At 68.0% G+C, this 14,760-nt stretch carries 15 protein-coding genes and 1 tRNA gene; 7 read left to right on the top strand and 9 right to left on the bottom strand.

All coding sequences use genetic code 11. The features are described 5' to 3' along the window. The 5 genes from TSO5_RS02615 to TSO5_RS02595 all read left to right on the top strand — a co-directional run bounded on the left by TSO5_RS02615 (nucleotide 1) and on the right by TSO5_RS02595 (nucleotide 4,399). A complete protein-coding gene (locus tag TSO5_RS02615) occupies nucleotides 1-1,137 on the top strand; it encodes an ABC transporter permease (protein WP_247870558.1) in 1,137 nt (378 codons plus the stop codon). A gap of 68 nt (nucleotides 1,138-1,205) precedes the next feature. After that, nucleotides 1,206-1,538 carry a hypothetical protein gene (locus tag TSO5_RS02610; protein ID WP_109150168.1) on the top strand — a complete coding sequence of 111 codons (333 nt, stop codon included), beginning with the start codon at nucleotides 1,206-1,208 and terminating at the stop codon, nucleotides 1,536-1,538. Between the two features lie 175 nt (nucleotides 1,539-1,713). After that, nucleotides 1,714-2,487 carry an ABC transporter ATP-binding protein gene (locus TSO5_RS02605; RefSeq protein WP_109150110.1) on the top strand — a complete coding sequence of 258 codons (774 nt, stop codon included), beginning with the start codon at nucleotides 1,714-1,716 and terminating at the stop codon, nucleotides 2,485-2,487. Then, nucleotides 2,480-3,310, top strand: a complete 831-nt coding sequence (locus tag TSO5_RS02600) for an ABC transporter permease (RefSeq protein ID WP_348981043.1) — start codon at nucleotides 2,480-2,482, stop codon at nucleotides 3,308-3,310. The genes TSO5_RS02605 and TSO5_RS02600 overlap by 8 nt, the downstream gene beginning before the upstream one ends. Nucleotides 3,311-3,361: 51 nt before the next feature. Beyond that, nucleotides 3,362-4,399, top strand: coding sequence for an ABC transporter substrate-binding protein (locus TSO5_RS02595; protein ID WP_247870557.1), 1,038 nt, complete (start codon nucleotides 3,362-3,364; stop codon nucleotides 4,397-4,399). 23 nt (nucleotides 4,400-4,422) lie between these two features. Here TSO5_RS02595 and TSO5_RS02590 read toward each other — a convergent pair whose 3' ends face one another. The 6 genes from TSO5_RS02590 to TSO5_RS32530 form a co-directional block, all read right to left on the bottom strand. Further along, nucleotides 4,423-5,136: an ABC transporter ATP-binding protein gene (locus tag TSO5_RS02590; protein ID WP_109150108.1), complete on the bottom strand. Its 714-nt coding sequence runs from the start codon at nucleotides 5,134-5,136 to the stop codon at nucleotides 4,423-4,425. Next, nucleotides 5,133-5,876: an ABC transporter ATP-binding protein gene (locus tag TSO5_RS02585; protein ID WP_109150166.1), complete on the bottom strand. Its 744-nt coding sequence runs from the start codon at nucleotides 5,874-5,876 to the stop codon at nucleotides 5,133-5,135. The genes TSO5_RS02590 and TSO5_RS02585 overlap by 4 nt, the downstream gene beginning before the upstream one ends. 26 nt (nucleotides 5,877-5,902) lie before the next feature. Continuing rightward, nucleotides 5,903-7,750, bottom strand: a complete 1,848-nt coding sequence (locus TSO5_RS02580) for an ABC transporter permease (RefSeq protein ID WP_109150107.1) — start codon at nucleotides 7,748-7,750, stop codon at nucleotides 5,903-5,905. Nucleotides 7,751-7,898: 148 nt separating this feature from the next. Continuing rightward, complete coding sequence (locus tag TSO5_RS02575; protein ID WP_109150106.1) at nucleotides 7,899-9,170, bottom strand: ABC transporter substrate-binding protein; 1,272 nt, start codon at nucleotides 9,168-9,170, stop codon at nucleotides 7,899-7,901. A gap of 150 nt (nucleotides 9,171-9,320) precedes the next feature. Beyond that, nucleotides 9,321-9,761 (bottom strand): MarR family winged helix-turn-helix transcriptional regulator, encoded by a 441-nt coding sequence (locus tag TSO5_RS02570; RefSeq protein WP_109150105.1) that lies wholly within the window; start codon nucleotides 9,759-9,761, stop codon nucleotides 9,321-9,323. 368 nt (nucleotides 9,762-10,129) lie between these two features. Further along, nucleotides 10,130-10,303: a hypothetical protein gene (locus TSO5_RS32530; protein WP_158282330.1), complete on the bottom strand. Its 174-nt coding sequence runs from the start codon at nucleotides 10,301-10,303 to the stop codon at nucleotides 10,130-10,132. A 416-nt stretch (nucleotides 10,304-10,719) separates the two neighbouring features. On the opposite strand from TSO5_RS32530, the gene TSO5_RS02565 reads away from it, so the two are divergent. Continuing rightward, on the top strand, nucleotides 10,720-11,988 hold the full coding sequence (locus TSO5_RS02565; RefSeq protein ID WP_109150104.1) for an outer membrane beta-barrel protein: 1,269 nt from the start codon (nucleotides 10,720-10,722) through the stop codon (nucleotides 11,986-11,988). A 372-nt stretch (nucleotides 11,989-12,360) separates the two neighbouring features. Beyond that, the gene (locus tag TSO5_RS02560; protein ID WP_247870556.1) at nucleotides 12,361-12,942 is read left to right on the top strand and encodes a polysaccharide biosynthesis/export family protein; all 582 of its coding nucleotides are present in this window, start codon (nucleotides 12,361-12,363) and stop codon (nucleotides 12,940-12,942) included. 104 nt (nucleotides 12,943-13,046) lie between these two features. Here the strand turns inward: TSO5_RS02560 and TSO5_RS02555 are convergent, their stop codons facing one another. The 3 genes from TSO5_RS02555 to rlmB form a co-directional block, all read right to left on the bottom strand. Next, nucleotides 13,047-13,241, bottom strand: a complete 195-nt coding sequence (locus TSO5_RS02555) for a hypothetical protein (RefSeq protein WP_247870555.1) — start codon at nucleotides 13,239-13,241, stop codon at nucleotides 13,047-13,049. A gap of 213 nt (nucleotides 13,242-13,454) precedes the next feature. After that, nucleotides 13,455-13,530, bottom strand: a tRNA-Thr gene (locus tag TSO5_RS02550). An 83-nt stretch (nucleotides 13,531-13,613) separates the two neighbouring features. Beyond that, nucleotides 13,614-14,540 carry a 23S rRNA (guanosine(2251)-2'-O)-methyltransferase RlmB gene (gene rlmB / locus TSO5_RS02545; RefSeq protein WP_109150102.1) on the bottom strand — a complete coding sequence of 309 codons (927 nt, stop codon included), beginning with the start codon at nucleotides 14,538-14,540 and terminating at the stop codon, nucleotides 13,614-13,616. Between the last annotated feature and the right edge of the window lie 220 nt (nucleotides 14,541-14,760).

Below are 14,760 nucleotides of genomic sequence, written 5' to 3'. Positions count from 1 at the left end.
ATGACGAACCCATACCGCACCAGCCTGCGCAGCGCCGCCGACTGGGGGCTGGTCGCCGTGGTCCTGCCGGCGCTGGTGGCGCTGGTCCTGCCGCTGGGGTCACTGAACGGTGTGCCCGTCGGCTGGCTCGGCGGAACCATGGCGCCGCTGTTCCTGATCGGCGTGGTGCTGGCGGTGATTGCGGGCCGCTCCGCGCCGAAGCGGGTCTGGGGCGCCTGGGCGGAACTGGCCGGCGTGGCGCTGGCTTGGCTGCTGCCGTTCCATTTGCTGAAAGAGGGATTGGACCTGTCGGTCGGTTGGGGGCTGTGGCTGTTCCTGGTGGCGGCGACGCTGCTGCTGTGGCGGGTGATGGGGGTGCTGGCCGGGGTGCCGGGCGGGATCCGCTCCGTCGTCGTGCCCGGTCTGTTCGGCCTGGGCCTGCTGGTGGGGTGGGAGGTGCTGGTGCGCGGCTTCCAGGTGCCGGCGATCCTTCTGCCGCCGCCCAGCCGCATCGCTTTGGCGCTGGCCGCCAACGCGCCGGTGCTGTGGGACGATTTCCGCCAGACGGTGCTGACCTCTGTGCTGCGCGGCTATGTGATGGGCTGCGGCGCGGGCTTCCTCGTGGCAATCCTTGCCGACCGGGTGCCGTTTCTTGCCCGCGGATTGCTGCCGCTCGGCAATCTTGCCAGTGCCATCCCGGTGGTGGGCATCGCGCCGATCATGGTGATGTGGTTCGGCTTCGACTGGCAGTCGAAGGCGGCGGTTATCGTCGTCATGACCTTCTTCCCGATGCTGATCAACACGCTCGCCGGCCTCGGCAATTCGGAGCGCATCCAGTTGGATCTGATGCGGTCCTATGCCGCCGGCTATGGTCGGACGCTGGTGAAACTGCGGCTGCCGAACGCGCTGCCCTTCCTGTTCAACGGGTTGAAGATCAACTCCACCCTGGCGCTGATCGGCGCCATCGTCGCCGAATTCTTCGGCACACCGGTGGTCGGCATGGGTTTCCGCATCTCCACCGAGGTGGCGCGGATGAACCTGGACATCGTGTGGGCAACCATCGCGGTGGCGGCGCTGACCGGCTCCGGCCTTTATGGCGCGCTGGCGCTGCTGGAGCGGGCGACGACGGCGTGGCACCCGTCGATGCGGCGGCGCTGAACCACCCGGACAGCGCTGGCACGGCCATTGCTTTCATTCCGCCATTCCAGCCGGCAGGGGAGGTGGGCATGGCCGTCGTCGTCGTTCTGAAGCATGTCCGCCTGACGCGGGCGCTGCAGGCCATCGAAATGGCCGCGGCGTCGCTGGACGGCGAGCTTGCCGCCTTGCATGCCGCCGGTCAGGCGGGATTGCTGGGCAATCATGCCGAGGAAGCCACGCTTCTGCGCACCTATGTCCGCACCTTGCGCGTTCTGTTGCAGGCGATGACCCCCGACGAACTGGACGAAGCGGGCTTGAGCGAGCGTCATGGTCTGGCGGAGGCCGCGGTCGGCCGCTGTGCCACCGCCTTGCGGGCGCTGGAGCTTCCGGCCGGCTCCGGTCCCGTCAGCGGCATCGCCTGACGAAGCCTGTCGCGAAGCCGACAGCGCCTTGACGCTTTCCGGCCACTGCCATACTGCCGTATGGCTGGAATGCGGAAAGCCTTTCCCCTCTCCAGAGGAGGAACGCCGCGCTATAGTGGCGGGCTCAACGAACAGTCGGATCCCGCCGACGAAGATGCGGGCATAAAAGGGCGCGATGAGGCTACTCATTTCCGATCTGACCCACCGCTATGACGATCTGACCGTCCTGGACGGCATCGACCTGACGCTGGCGGAGGGCGAAATCCTGGCCGTGATCGGCCCCAGCGGCTGCGGAAAATCGACGCTGCTCGGCATCGCCGGTGGCATCGTCGCTCCGACCTCCGGCAGCATTCGGGTCGAGGGGGAGGTGCCGGATGGCTGTCTGAACCCGATTACCTTCATCTTCCAGGATTTCGCCCTGCTGCCCTGGCGCACGGTGGAGGACAACATCGCCCTGGTGCTGGAGCATCACAGGCTCTCCACCGCCGAACGGCGCGAGCGTGTCGACAGCGGCCTGCGCCGCATGGGGCTGTCGGAGTTCCGCAACGCCCTGCCCAAGCAGCTGTCCGGCGGCATGCGCCAGAGGGTCGGCATCGCCCGCGCGCTGGCGGTGCGTCCGGCGATGCTGTTGCTGGACGAACCGCTGTCGGCGCTCGATGCCCAGACGCGCGAGCTGCTGATGGACGATTTCCTGGAGCTGTGGCGGCGGGAGAAGACCACCGCGCTCTATGTCACCCACAATCTGGACGAGGCGTTGCGGCTGGCCGACCGTGTCTGTGTGCTGAGCCGCCGTCCAGGCCGCATCCGCGAACTGGTCACCATCGAGGAGCCGCGCGAGCGCCGGCAGGAGCCGTCGGCGCAGGTCCATCTGGCCGAAGTGCGCGACCGTCTCTGGCACCTGATGAAGGCCGAAGCCCAGATGGCCGACCGGGAGATCGCCCGTGCCTGACAGCCTGAACCCGACTGCTGCTGCTCCCACCGCTGCCGCCATGGGCCAGCCCGTCCGCTTCCGCGGTGGTGGTTTTACGGTAAAACGGCATCCATGGGCGGCGCTGGCCGCCTTCGCCGTGCTGATCGCGGTTTGGGAGGGGGCAAGCCGCCTCGGCCTTGCCAGCCCCCTGTTCCTGCCGCCGCCGAGCGCCGTCGGCCACGCGCTGGCCGGCATGGTGACGGACGGCTCGCTCTGGCTGAACCTGAAGGCGTCGCTGGCGCGCATCGCCGTCGGCTGGGTGATGGGCACGCTGGGCGGCATGCTGGTCGGCTTCGCCATGGGCATCTTCTCCACCGCCCGCGCGGTGGGGGTGCCGCTGGTGTCGGCCTTCTTCCCGATCCCGAAGATCGCGCTGCTGCCGCTGTTCATCCTGTGGTTCGGCATCGGCGAGCCGTCGAAGTTCGCCACCATCGGCTTCGGCGTCTTCTTCCCCACCGTCATCGCCACCTACAGCGCCATCGATCAGGTGCCGCGCAACCTGATCCGCATGGCGCAGAGCTTCGGCCTGCCCTGGGGATCGATCCTGCGCTCCATCGTGTTGCCGGGCGCCTTGCCGGGCATCCTGGCCGGCTTCCGCATCACCGCGTCGATCGCGCTGATCCTGGTGGTGGCCGCCGAGATGATCGGGGCGGAGTACGGCATCGGCGCCTTCGTGCTGATGGCCGGCAACCTGATGCAGACCGACACGCTGCTGGCCGGCGTGCTGGTGCTGTCGCTGCTGGGGCTCGCCATCGGCACGGTGCTGTCGCAGCTTGAGCGGCGCCTGCTGAACTGGCGCTGATCGGCATTCTTCACAAGAAACCTGAACCATTCCTCGGGAGGATTTCCGTCCATGACCGCCGCCATGACCGTGGCCCGCCTCACCCGGCGCGCCGTGATCGCCACTGCCGGGGTAGCCTTCGCTGCCGGTACCCTGATGTCCGCCGCTCTGGCGCAGCCGCTGGAGAAGGCGACGGTCGGTGCGCTGGCCCTGTCCTCCTCCGGGCCGATTTTCATCGCCAAGACGAAGGGCTATTTCGAGAAGGAAGGGCTGGACGTCGATCTGAAGATGTTCACCTCGGCCCAGCAGGTTCCGGTCGCGGTGGCGTCGGGCGATGTCGATTTCGGCGTCACCGGCCTGACCGCCGGCTTCTACAACCTCGCCTCCAAGGGGGCCGTCACCATCATCGCCGCCCAGAGCCGCGACGAGCCGGGCTTCCCCTTGAGCGCCTATATGGCGACCAACGCGGCCTATGACGCCGGTCTGAAGGCGCCGGCCGACCTGAAGGGCAAGCGGATCGCCATCACCACCGTCGGCTCGACCTTCCATTACATGATCGGCCTTCTGGCGCAGAAGCACGGCTTCACGGTCAAGGACGTGACCATGGTGCCGCTGCAGGACGTGCCGAAGATGGTCGCCGCCTTCAAGGGCGGGCAGGTCGACGCCATCATCGCGCCGTCCACCGTGTCGCGGCAGCTGGCCACCGACGGCGCCGGCAAGATCCTGGGCTGGGTCGGCGACGAGACGCCCTGGCAGCTCGGCGCCCTGTTCACCGCGCCGAAGACGATGAAGGACCGCCGTCCGCTGGTGGAGAAGTTCATGCGCGCCTATAAGACCGCGCTGGCCGAATACCACACCGCCTTCAACGGCAAGGATGCGCAGGGCAAGCTGGTGAAGGGACCCGGCTATGACGAGCTGCTGGGCATCATCGCCGACGCCACCAAGCAAAAGCCGGAGATCGTCGCCGCTGGCCTTCCCTATGTCGACCCGCAGGCCCGCCTGCTGGTGGACGATGTGGTCAATCAGGTGAAGTTCTGGCAGTCGGAAGGCCAGGTCGACAAGTCGCTGGACCCGAAGTCGGTGATGGACCTCAGCGTCGCCGGGGAGTGACGAGAAGGGGAGGGGGCGGGCGGTCACACCGCCAGATACGCCGCCCTCACCCCCTCATCCGCCATCAGCTCCGTCATCGTGCCGGTCCAACGCAGGCGGCCGGTTTCGATGACACAGGCGCGGTCGGCAACGGCCGAGGCGAAGGACAGGCTCTGTTCGGACAGCAGCACCGACAGCCCCTCGGCCTTCAGGCGTCGCACCGCGTCGGCCATCTGCTTCACGATCAGCGGCGCCAGCCCTTCCGACGGTTCGTCGAGCAGCAGCAGAGACGGGTTGCCCATCAGCGTGCGGGCCAGCGTCAGCATCTGCTGCTCGCCGCCGCTCATCCGGGTGCCGCGGCGGCCGCGCATCTCGGCGAGGTTGGGGAACAGAGCGAACAGCTTCTCCGGAGTCCAAGTTGGGGCGCCGGGGCGGGGCGGCTGGCGGCCGACCTCCAGATTCTCCTCCACCGTCAGGTCGGCGAAGATGCGGCGGTCCTCCGGCACATAGCCGACGCCGAGCCGGGCGATGCGGTGGGCGGGCAGGGCCGACAGGTCGCGGCCGTCGAAGCGCAAGGTCGTGGCGCGACGTTCCACCAGCCCCATGATCGCCTTCAGCGTGGTGGTCTTTCCGGCGCCGTTGCGGCCCATCAGCGCCACCACCTCGCCACGGCCGACGGTCAGGGCGATGCCGTCGAGGATGTGGGCGCGGCCGTACCAGGCCTGGAGGCCGTCCACCGTCAGCAGCGGTTCGCTCACGCCTCGCCTCCCAGATAGACGGATTGCACGCGCGGGTCGGCGCGCACCTGATCCGGCGAGCCTTCTGCGATCAGCCGGCCGCGGTCGAGCACCAGCACGCGGGTGGCGTGGCCGAAGACGGCATCCATGTCATGCTCGGTGAACAGCACCGCGACCCCGCGCTCGCGCACCAGCTCCGCCGTCAGCGCCATCAGGGCGAGCCGTTCCGCCGGGGCCATGCCGGCGGTCGGTTCGTCCATCAGCAGGACGGTCGGCTCGCTCGCCAGCGCCATCGCCAATTCGACCCGCTTGACGTCGCCGTAGGCCAGCACGCCGCAGGGGCGGTCGGCTTGCCCTGCCATGCCGACGCGGTCCAACAGGGCCAGCGCCGGCTCGCGGAATTGCTCGGCGGCCGGGCGCCACAGCCCGAACAGGCGGCGGGCGCGCGACAGCAGCACCATCTGCACATTCTCCGCCACCGTCATCGAGGCGAAGGTCGCGGTGATCTGAAAGGTTCGGCCGACGCCGAGCGCCCAGATGCGCCGCGGCGGCAGACCGACCAGTTCGGTGCCGTCCAGCCTGACCGAGCCCGAATCGGGCCGCAGTTGCCCGTTCAGGAGGTTGAAGCAGGTGCTCTTGCCCGCGCCGTTCGGTCCGATCAGCGCCAGCAGATCGCCGGAGCGCAGGGTGAAGGACACGCCGCCCACCGCCTGCACTCCACCGAAGGAGCGTTGCAGGTCACGCACCACCAGTTCGCTCATGGGCAACTCGGTCATGGGCAACTCGCTCATGACCGCCTCCGCCCGAAATTCGACCGCAGGCCGGACAGGAAGCCGACGATGCCCTTGGGGAAGACCAGCACCAGCGTGACGATGATGAGGCCCAGCACCAGCCGCCACCAGTCGGTCATGCTCATCACCTCCGACTCCAGCAGGTGGAAGACCGCGGCACCGGCAAGCGGTCCGGCGACGGTCTGGATGCCGCCCATCAGCACCATCACCAGCGCATCGACCGATTGCGGGACCGCCAGCAGGGTGGGGAAGACGCTGCCCTTGGCGAAGGCGTAGAGGCCGCCGGCCAGACCCGCCGCCGTGCCGGCCAGCACGAAGGCCATCCACTGGAAGCGGCGCACGTCGATGCCCACCGACTCGGCGCGGAGCCCTGAGTCGCGACTGGCCCGCAGCGCATAGCCGAAGGGAGCGAACGCCGCCCGGCGCAGCAGCCACAACGCTCCGCCGCACAGCGCCAGCGTCAGCCAGTAATAGGCCGCCTTGCCCGCCGCCCAGGCCGACGGCCAGACGCCGAGGATGCCGTTGTCGCCGCCGGTCACCGCATACCATTGGAAGGCGATCGACCAGACGATCTGCGCGAAGGCCAGCGTCAGCATGGCGAAATACAGCCCCGACCGCCGGACGCAGAACCAGCCCGCCACCAGCGCCCCAAGCCCGGCCAGAACCGGCGCGCCGGCCAGCGCCAGCGGCATCGGCGCGTCCATGTGCTTGACCAGCAGGGCCGAGCCGTAGGCGCCCAGCCCGAACCACGCCGCATGGCCGAAGGACACCAGCCCGCCCAGCCCGATCAGCAGATGCAGGCTGGCGGCGAACAGGGCGAGGATCACCACCTCGGTCAGCAGGATCAGCGCGTAATCGCCGGCGACCAGCGGCGCCGCCGCCATGACCGCCAGCAGGGCCAGTGCCCAGGCCCCGGCATGACGCCCGGCCGACAGCGGCACGGTCACCGTGGCGGGCGCCGTCGGCGGCACCTCGTCGGCCCGGCCGAGCAGGCCGTGCGGGCGCAGCACCAGCACCACGGCCATGAACAGGAAGACGATCACCAGCGTGATCTGCGGGAAGACCAGGATGCCGAAGGCCTGCAACTGCCCGATCAGCAGGGAGGCGAGGAAGGCGCCGGTCAGGCTGCCCATGCCGCCGACCACGACGACGACGAAGGCCTCCACCACGATGGCCATGTCCATCTGCAAGGTCACCGCCTCGCGCGGGACTTGCAAGGCACCGCCCAGCCCGGCCAGCGCGCAGCCCAGGAACAGCACCCCGGTGAACAGCCGCGCCGGATCGACTCCCAGCGCGCTGGTCATCTCGCGGTCCTGCGTCGCCGCCCGCACCAGCGTGCCCCAGCGGGTGCGGTTGAACAGCAGCCACAGCAGCCCGAGCACCAGCGGCCCGAGCCCGATCAGCACGAGGTCGTAGAGCGGGAAGGGCTGGTCGAGGATGTCGATGGAGCCCTTCAGCCCCGGCGCCCGCCGGCCCAGCAGATCCTCCGGCCCCCAGGCCCAGGCGGTCAGGTCCTGCACCACCAACACGACGCCGAAGGTGCCCAGCAGCTGGAACAACTCCGGTGAGCGGTAGAGCCGGCGCAGCAGCCCGATCTCCATCGCGGCGCCGAGAACACCCATCGCCAGCGCCGCGGCGGCAACCGACCCCCAGAAGCCGGCCGGCGTGCCGCCGAACCGCTCGATCAGCGACCAGCCGGCATAGGCGCCGACCATGTAGAAGGAGCCATGCGCGAAATTCACGATCCGCGTCACGCCGAACACAATGGTCAGCCCCGACGACACCAGGAACAACGTCGCCGCGGTCGCAAGGCCGCTGAGGGCCTGGACGAGGAGGAAGGACATGGATTCGTCGTTTCGGTGCGGACTCTTGCCCCCTCCCCAACCCTCCCCCTCTTCGAGGGAGAGGGAGTCAGTCGCGGAGCGGCGGCAGTCTCCTCTCCCACCGAAGGTGGGGGAGGGTTAGGGAGGGGGCAATCGGAAGCCCGGCGCCTTACTCCGCCGGCCGCATCTTGCGTGCCACGTCGTCGGGCGGCAGGTAGTTGGCGCCGTCGGCGTAGTGCCAATCCTTCATGGTGCCGCGGCCGTCCTTCACCGTCGTCGTGCCGACATAGGCACCCATGGTCGCCTGATGGTCCGACGCGCGGAAGGTCACCGGGCCGACCGGGCTGTCGATGGTCAGGCCGGCCAGCGCATCGACGATCGGCTCCGCATTGGATGAGCCGGCCTTGGTGATCGCGGCGGCGACCGCCTTCATGGTGATGTAGCCGACGATGGAACCCGCTTTGGGCGATTCCTTGAAGCGCGCGGTGTAGGCGGCGACGAAGGTCTTGTGGGCGGGCGTGTCGATCTGGTCCCACGGATAGCCGGTGACGATCCAGCCTTCCGGCGCCTCGTCCTTCATCGGCTCTAGATATTCCGGCTCGCCGGTCAGCAGGCTGACGACCTTGCGGTTGCGGAACAGGCCGCGCCCCTCGCCCTCGCGCACGAACTTGGCGAGATCGGCGCCGAAGGTGACGTTGAAGATGGCGTCGGGCTTGGCGGCGGCCAGCGCCTGGACGGTGGGACCGGCCTCCAGCTTGCCCTGGGCCGGCCACTGCTCCGCCACGAACTCGACGTCCGGGCGCTTTTCCTTCAGCAGCTGCTTGAACCACGCCACCGCCGACTGGCCATATTCATAGTTGGGGGCGACGGTGGCCCAGCGCTTGGCCGGCAACTTTGCCGCCTCCTCCACCAGCATGGCCGCCTGCATGTAGGTGCTGGGGCGCAGGCGGAAGGTGTAGCGGTTGCCCTTGGCCCAGGTGATGGCATCGGTCAGCGGCTCTGCCGCGACGAAGGGCATCTTGTTGCGAGCGGCGAAATCGGCGACGGCCAGCCCAATGTGGGAGAAATAGGTGCCGGCCAGCACGTCCACCGCTTCGTTCGTCACCAGCTCCTGCGCGACGCGCACCGCGTCGTCGGGCTTGCCGGCATCGTCGCGCGAGACGACCTGCAGTTCGCAGCAGCCGATCACGCCACCCTGGGCGTTGATCTCTTCCAGCGCCAGCTGCCAGCCCTGGCGGTAGGGAATGGTGAAGGCGGGCAGGCCGGTGTAGCTGTTGATCTCGCCCACCCGCACCGGCGCGCCGCTGAACTTCACCGGCTCCTTCGCGGATTGGGCCGCGGCGGGACCGGTGGCGAGCGCGGCAACGGAGATCGCGGCAAACAGAGCGGCCGAAAGAAGGGACTTCGCCGTCGGCGAGGCGGTCGGGTGGCGGTGCTTCATCCTGCGGGGACCCCGGTTCGTGAGAGACCAGCGGCGTGTCCGGGTCGCGGTGCGACGCAACACACCGCGTTCATAGCAAACCCCGCGCAAAAGTCACCGACTGATCGGGGGTTTCCCGTTCGGCCATTTCCAACCGGCAGGCGATGCCGCCTACATCAGGCGGGCCAACAGGGCCAAGAACTGCACCCGCTCTTCCTCCGACAGCGGTTCCAGGGTGCGTTCGTGGGCGGCGGCGGCGTTCGCCATCAGGTCGACGACCAGCGCCTGCCCGATCCGCGTCAGGCGGACGCTGGTGCGGCGGCGGTCCTGCGGGTCGGGCTGGCGTTCGACCAGATTGCGCTCCACCAGCCGCAGGATCACGCCTTGCGTGGTCGCCGGATCCATGTAGGTCAGCCGGCCGAGCTGGTTCTGCGACAGCGGACCTTCGGCATACAGGGTGGCCAGGGCCGCCCATTGGGTGGGGGTCAGCAGCGAATCGCCGATCAGGTCGATGAAGATCGCCGACGAGCGCTGATGGGCGCGGCGGAGGCGGTGGTGAACCTGGCCGGCCAACTGGTAGTCGTCGGGAGGCAGTCGTCCGAAGTCGTCCATGGCAACGGGCCCGTGGTTCGCGCCCGCCTTCGGTCCGGGGTGAAGGCTGGGGCGGGCACGGACCGCCGCTCCCGGCTGCGTGGGCAGAGGTGGCCCGGCGTTTGCCGCCTGTTGCCACCCGTTGCATCCATTATGCGTTCCTCATGGAAAGGGTAGAAAACGCAATGGGCGCAGTGCAACCTTCGCAGATGCGTCATAGAGCCACAGGAATGCGAACGTCACCGTCGGCGCAACAAAAGAAGCGGCGCAAGTTCGAAAACAAGGCAAGCGCTGCTTCTGCCGCAATTCGGGTGAACCCGATCGCCGATTCATGACGCCGCCCCTATGATACGCTTCGGTCGCCGCCGCTTCTCACCGCCTTTTCTTCGTCAGGGTTTCCGCTTGGGCGGATAGCTGTCGGGCGGAGCGGTCTTCTCGGCAGGACTTGCCGGACCCCCTCCATCGGGGGGTGTCACCCCGCCCGGCGTGTAGGGTGGGGTGGTGGCGTCGGGCGGGCGCTTGGTCGAGGGCGGCGGCGGTGGCGTGTCGAGTCGGCGTGTCATACGGCACCTTTCCTGGTCAGGAATCGTCATGAACAACCGGGCGCGGGGCGGACGGTTCCAAGTAGGGGCAGGGCAGGGGTGGGGGAGCTTCGCCAGTTCTGTCGGTCCGCGGCTATGACCTTCATCTTACGACCATTTAAAAAATGGACTGAAATCAATCGAATCATTGCCACTGCCGCTCTTGTCCCATTGCCGGGCTTTTGTTGCGGCCACACCACAGGACCCGGCAAAAGCGGCGGCGGCCGGGCTTCACTGTTGCGGAAGGAGCACGGTTTGTTGTGTCTTTGCCGAGGATGCGTCCGCATCGGGTCCCGCCGGAAGGCGGTGCCCGGACATGTCCCACCAAGGGGCCGGCCCCGGCCCGACGGGCCGACCGAACCCAGAGCCGACCGAACCCAGCCAAGCGCGGTGACTCCATGAAGACCAGCACCCTTTCCCTCCTCGCCCTCGCTCTCGCCTCGACCGGGCTGACGTCGCTTCCCGCCGCCGCCCAGGACGACCTGCAGCGTGGCGAAACCGTGCTGGAGCGCCGCCGGCCGGAGCTGGAGCAGCTTGGCGTCCGCGCCGGCTCCTTCCTGTTCCTGCCGCGGGTGGAAGCCGGCGCCACCTATGAAACCAACGTCTACGCCACCCGCGACAACCACGAGGACGACGTCATCTGGACCGTCCGTCCGCGGATCGACATCAAGTCCGACTTCGCGGCCCATGCGCTGAACTTCTCCGCCTCTGCCGATACCGGCCGCTACAGCGACCATTCCGGCGAGAACTACACGGACTATGCCGCGCAGGCCGACGGGCGTTACGACGTGAACAAAGGCGGTGCGCTGGACGCCCGGCTGTTCCACCGCCGCAACCACGAGGGCCGCGGCGACATCAACAGCCTGCAGGGCTATGCCGAGCCGGTGAAGTATTTCACCAGCGGCGGCGAGGCCGGCTATACCCAGCGCTTCAACCGCCTGCGCGCCCGTGTGTCGGGGTCGGCCCAGTACATCACCTATGACGACGTCGACCTGATCGGCGGCGGCGTCGCCCGCCAGGGCGACCGTGACCGCTGGGAATACGCGACGGTCGGCCGTGTCGGCTACGAATTCATCGAGGGCTATGAGGCCTTCATCCAGGGCACCTATTCCTGGACCCGCCACAAGAACGACCGCGACGCCTTCGGCCTCGACCGCGACTCGGACGGGTACGAGGTGGTGGGCGGCGTTGCCAGCGAGCTGACCGGCCTGGTCACCGGCGAGCTGTTCGCCGGCTACCTCGTCCGTAATTACAAGGACTCGCGGCTCGAGGACTTCAGCGGCCTGTCCTTCGGCGGGCGCCTGAACTGGGCAGTCACCCAGCTGACCGGCATCAGCGCCACCGCCAGCCGCCAGGTGCGCGAGACCTCGTCGAGCCCGGGCTTCGGCACCGCCTCCAGCTACACCCGCACCCTGTTCGCCCTGGGCGTCGATCACGAACTGCTGCGCTCGCTGGTGCTGAACGCCCGGCTGCAGTACCGTCAGGACGACTTCAACGGGAACGACCGCAACGACAAGGTCTATACGGCCAGCATCGGCGGCACCTATCAGATGAACCGCTACCTGTATCTGACCAGCGGCTACACCTATGAAAAGCGCAACTCCAACCTGAGTGCGGCCGAGTACAGCGACAACCTGATCTACCTGCGACTCGGCGCTCAGATGTAATCCCGGCTGTAATCCGCCGAATCCGGATCGTCCGTCCGGGAAAGTCCCGGCCGAAGGTCCTAAAGGTTTTGCTGAACAGGGCAGGGCGTCCGTCCTATGACGGGCGCCCTTTTCTTATGCCTGCTTTTCTAGCCGGCAGCGATGTATTGGGGGGATCCGAAGGCGGTAATTCCTCTCCACTTTTTCCCAAGCGCTTGCGAGTTGCTAGTCTCCACCCGAATTCAGGTGCGTGACCAAAGGGCGCCGCTGCAAGGCGGCCGGCGGATGGGTGGTTCCAAGGAGCCGTTCCATCCATCCGGGCCAACCGGACCGGTGATCAGGACCGGACCGGCGCTGCGGCAGGCATCCACCAGCCAGGGAAAGGGTTTAGGGATGAATCGACGTCATATGTTCCGTGCGCTGGGCCAGGGGATCGGGTTGGCCGCGCTCGCCGTTGCCATGGTCGGCTGTGCCGGCAACGACGCGCCGATGGAGACCGCCAGCGCCGGTCAGATCGGCGAGTACCATCTCGGCCCGGGCGACGCCTTGCGCGTCATCGTGTTCGGTGAGGAACAGCTGTCCGGTGAGTTCCGCGTGGACGGCACCGGCAAGGTCGCCATGCCGCTGATCGGCGAAGTCTCGGCCAAGGACCGCAGCACCCGCGACCTTGAAAAGGAAATCACCACCCGTCTCTCCGCCGGCTATGTGAAGGACCCGAAGGTCAGTGTCGAGGTGCTGAACCACCGGCCCTTCTTCATCCTGGGCGAGGTGCGCAACCCCGGCCAGTACCAGTATGTCAACGGCATGACTGCCCTCTCGGCCGTGGCGATGGCCGGCGGCTACACCTACCGCGCCAAGGAGGATTACGTCCTCATCACCCGCGGCGCCGATCCCAAGAAGGAAATCCGCAAGGCTCCGATCACCACCTCGGTGATGCCGGACGACGTCGTCCGCGTGCCGGAGCGCTATTTCTGAGCCCAGACCTCCGAGGGTCGACGGCGGGACGCCTGACAACAAAAAGCCCGACCGGGATCCCCGGCCGGGCTTTTTGCCGTTCTGGACGTCTTGCAATCAGGCGGTCAGGTGTCGAGCGTATCGCCGCCCTTCTTCTGGCCCGGCGGGATGCGCTGGTTTTTGGGGACGATGGGGTCGCGCGACATGCCGTGCGGTGGGGTGGTGCCGGCCGCCTCGTCGTCGGTGCCGAGCGGAGCGGCGGCGGGATCGGTGGCAGGAACCTTGTCGCCGGTCAGCCCGCGATCGATGTCCGCGCGCATCCGATGGGCCTCCGCGCTGGGAGTGGTGGGCGTGTTACCGCCCGACTCGGGGCGCTGGGGCTTGGTCATGATCGGCCTTTCGCACAAGCTGGTGTCAGAGGGCATTCCAATGCCTCCTCCAACCGTGCTGCCGTCCAAGGGTTCCGTGGTGACAATGCCGTCAGTGTGGCATCGGGGCGGCCATGGCCTTGCCCGTACCTCCCCAGCGGGCGGTGGTGCCGGATACAGGAATCGAACCCGTGACCTTCTGATTACAAATCAGCTGCTCTACCAGCTGAGCTAATCCGGCGCGCCCGTCGCTTGGCGGAGGCACACCTTAGCGTCCCTTTTCCGTGCAAACAAGCACTTGGCCGCACCGGATCCACTTCGCGGTCACTCGCGCAGGCGGGCGACCTCGTACAGAGCCACCGCAGCGGCATTGGAAACGTTGAGGCTGCCCACCGGCCCGCCGGTCGGAAGGCGGGCGATGGCGTCGCAGCGCTCCATGGTCAGCCGACGCAACCCGCTGCCCTCCGCCCCCATCACCAGCACGGTCTTGCCCGTCAGATCCAGATTGGCCAGAGTCGATTGTCCCGATTCGGCAAGCCCCACCGACCAGAAGCCGTTCTGCTGCAGGTCGGTCAGCGCGCGGGCGAGGTTGGTGACGCGAATCAGTGGCACCGCTTCAAGTGCGCCCGAGGCACTCTTCGCCAACACGCCCGTGGTTTCCGGCGCATGGCGTTCGGTCACCACCACGGCGCGGGCGCCGAAGGCAGCGGCCGACCGCAGGATGGCGCCGACATTGTGCGGATCCGTCACTTGGTCGAGGGCGACGATGACCGCGGATTTCTCCGACTCCAACTCGTTGCACAAATCCTCGATGCCCAGCTCCGGCAGGGGAGAGGCGTCGACGACGATGCCCTGGTGGACGGCGCCCGGAGGCAGCATCCGCTCAAGCTCCATGCGGTCGACCGGCGAAGCCTCCGGACGTTGCAGCCCCAACGCGCGCGCCGCCGCGAAAGCCGGCTCCAGCGCTGCCCGGCCCGAGTCGGTCGCCAGCAGCCGGTGGATGCGCCGCTCCGGGTTCGTCCAGGCGGCGGCGACCGGGTGCAGGCCATAGAGAAGGACGCCGCGCGCGGCCGGCGGACGCCCGCCCTTCGCCGGCCGCCGGCCGGCCCGCCCGGAGTCGTCCGCCTGGTCCTGCCGCGGCGATGACCCATGCAGCTCCTTGGCGTCGGACCGCCCGGCGGTGCGGTCGGCATTGCGGTCGGAAGAACGGCTGAAAGCGGGGCCGGAGCCGGGATGTCTGGAGCGCGTCATGATACCCACGAAGAAGGGGAGGGGGCCGCAGCGGACTGCAGCCGAATTTTTTCTGGTGTGAACCGCTTAACCCGTGTTGACAAGGTCTGAAAAATTCGCATATTGCCGAACTCCGCGGCGGGCACTGCCAAGCCGCGGACTGGAAGGGTGGCCGAGTGGTTAAAGGCAGCAGACTGTAAATCTGCCCGCGTTAGCGTACGCTGGTTCGAATCCAGCCCCT

The sequence above is a fragment of the Azospirillum sp. TSO5 genome (genome assembly GCF_003116065.1).
Classification (GTDB): domain Bacteria; phylum Pseudomonadota; class Alphaproteobacteria; order Azospirillales; family Azospirillaceae; genus Azospirillum.
This window is presented reverse-complemented; position numbering and strand designations above follow the sequence as displayed.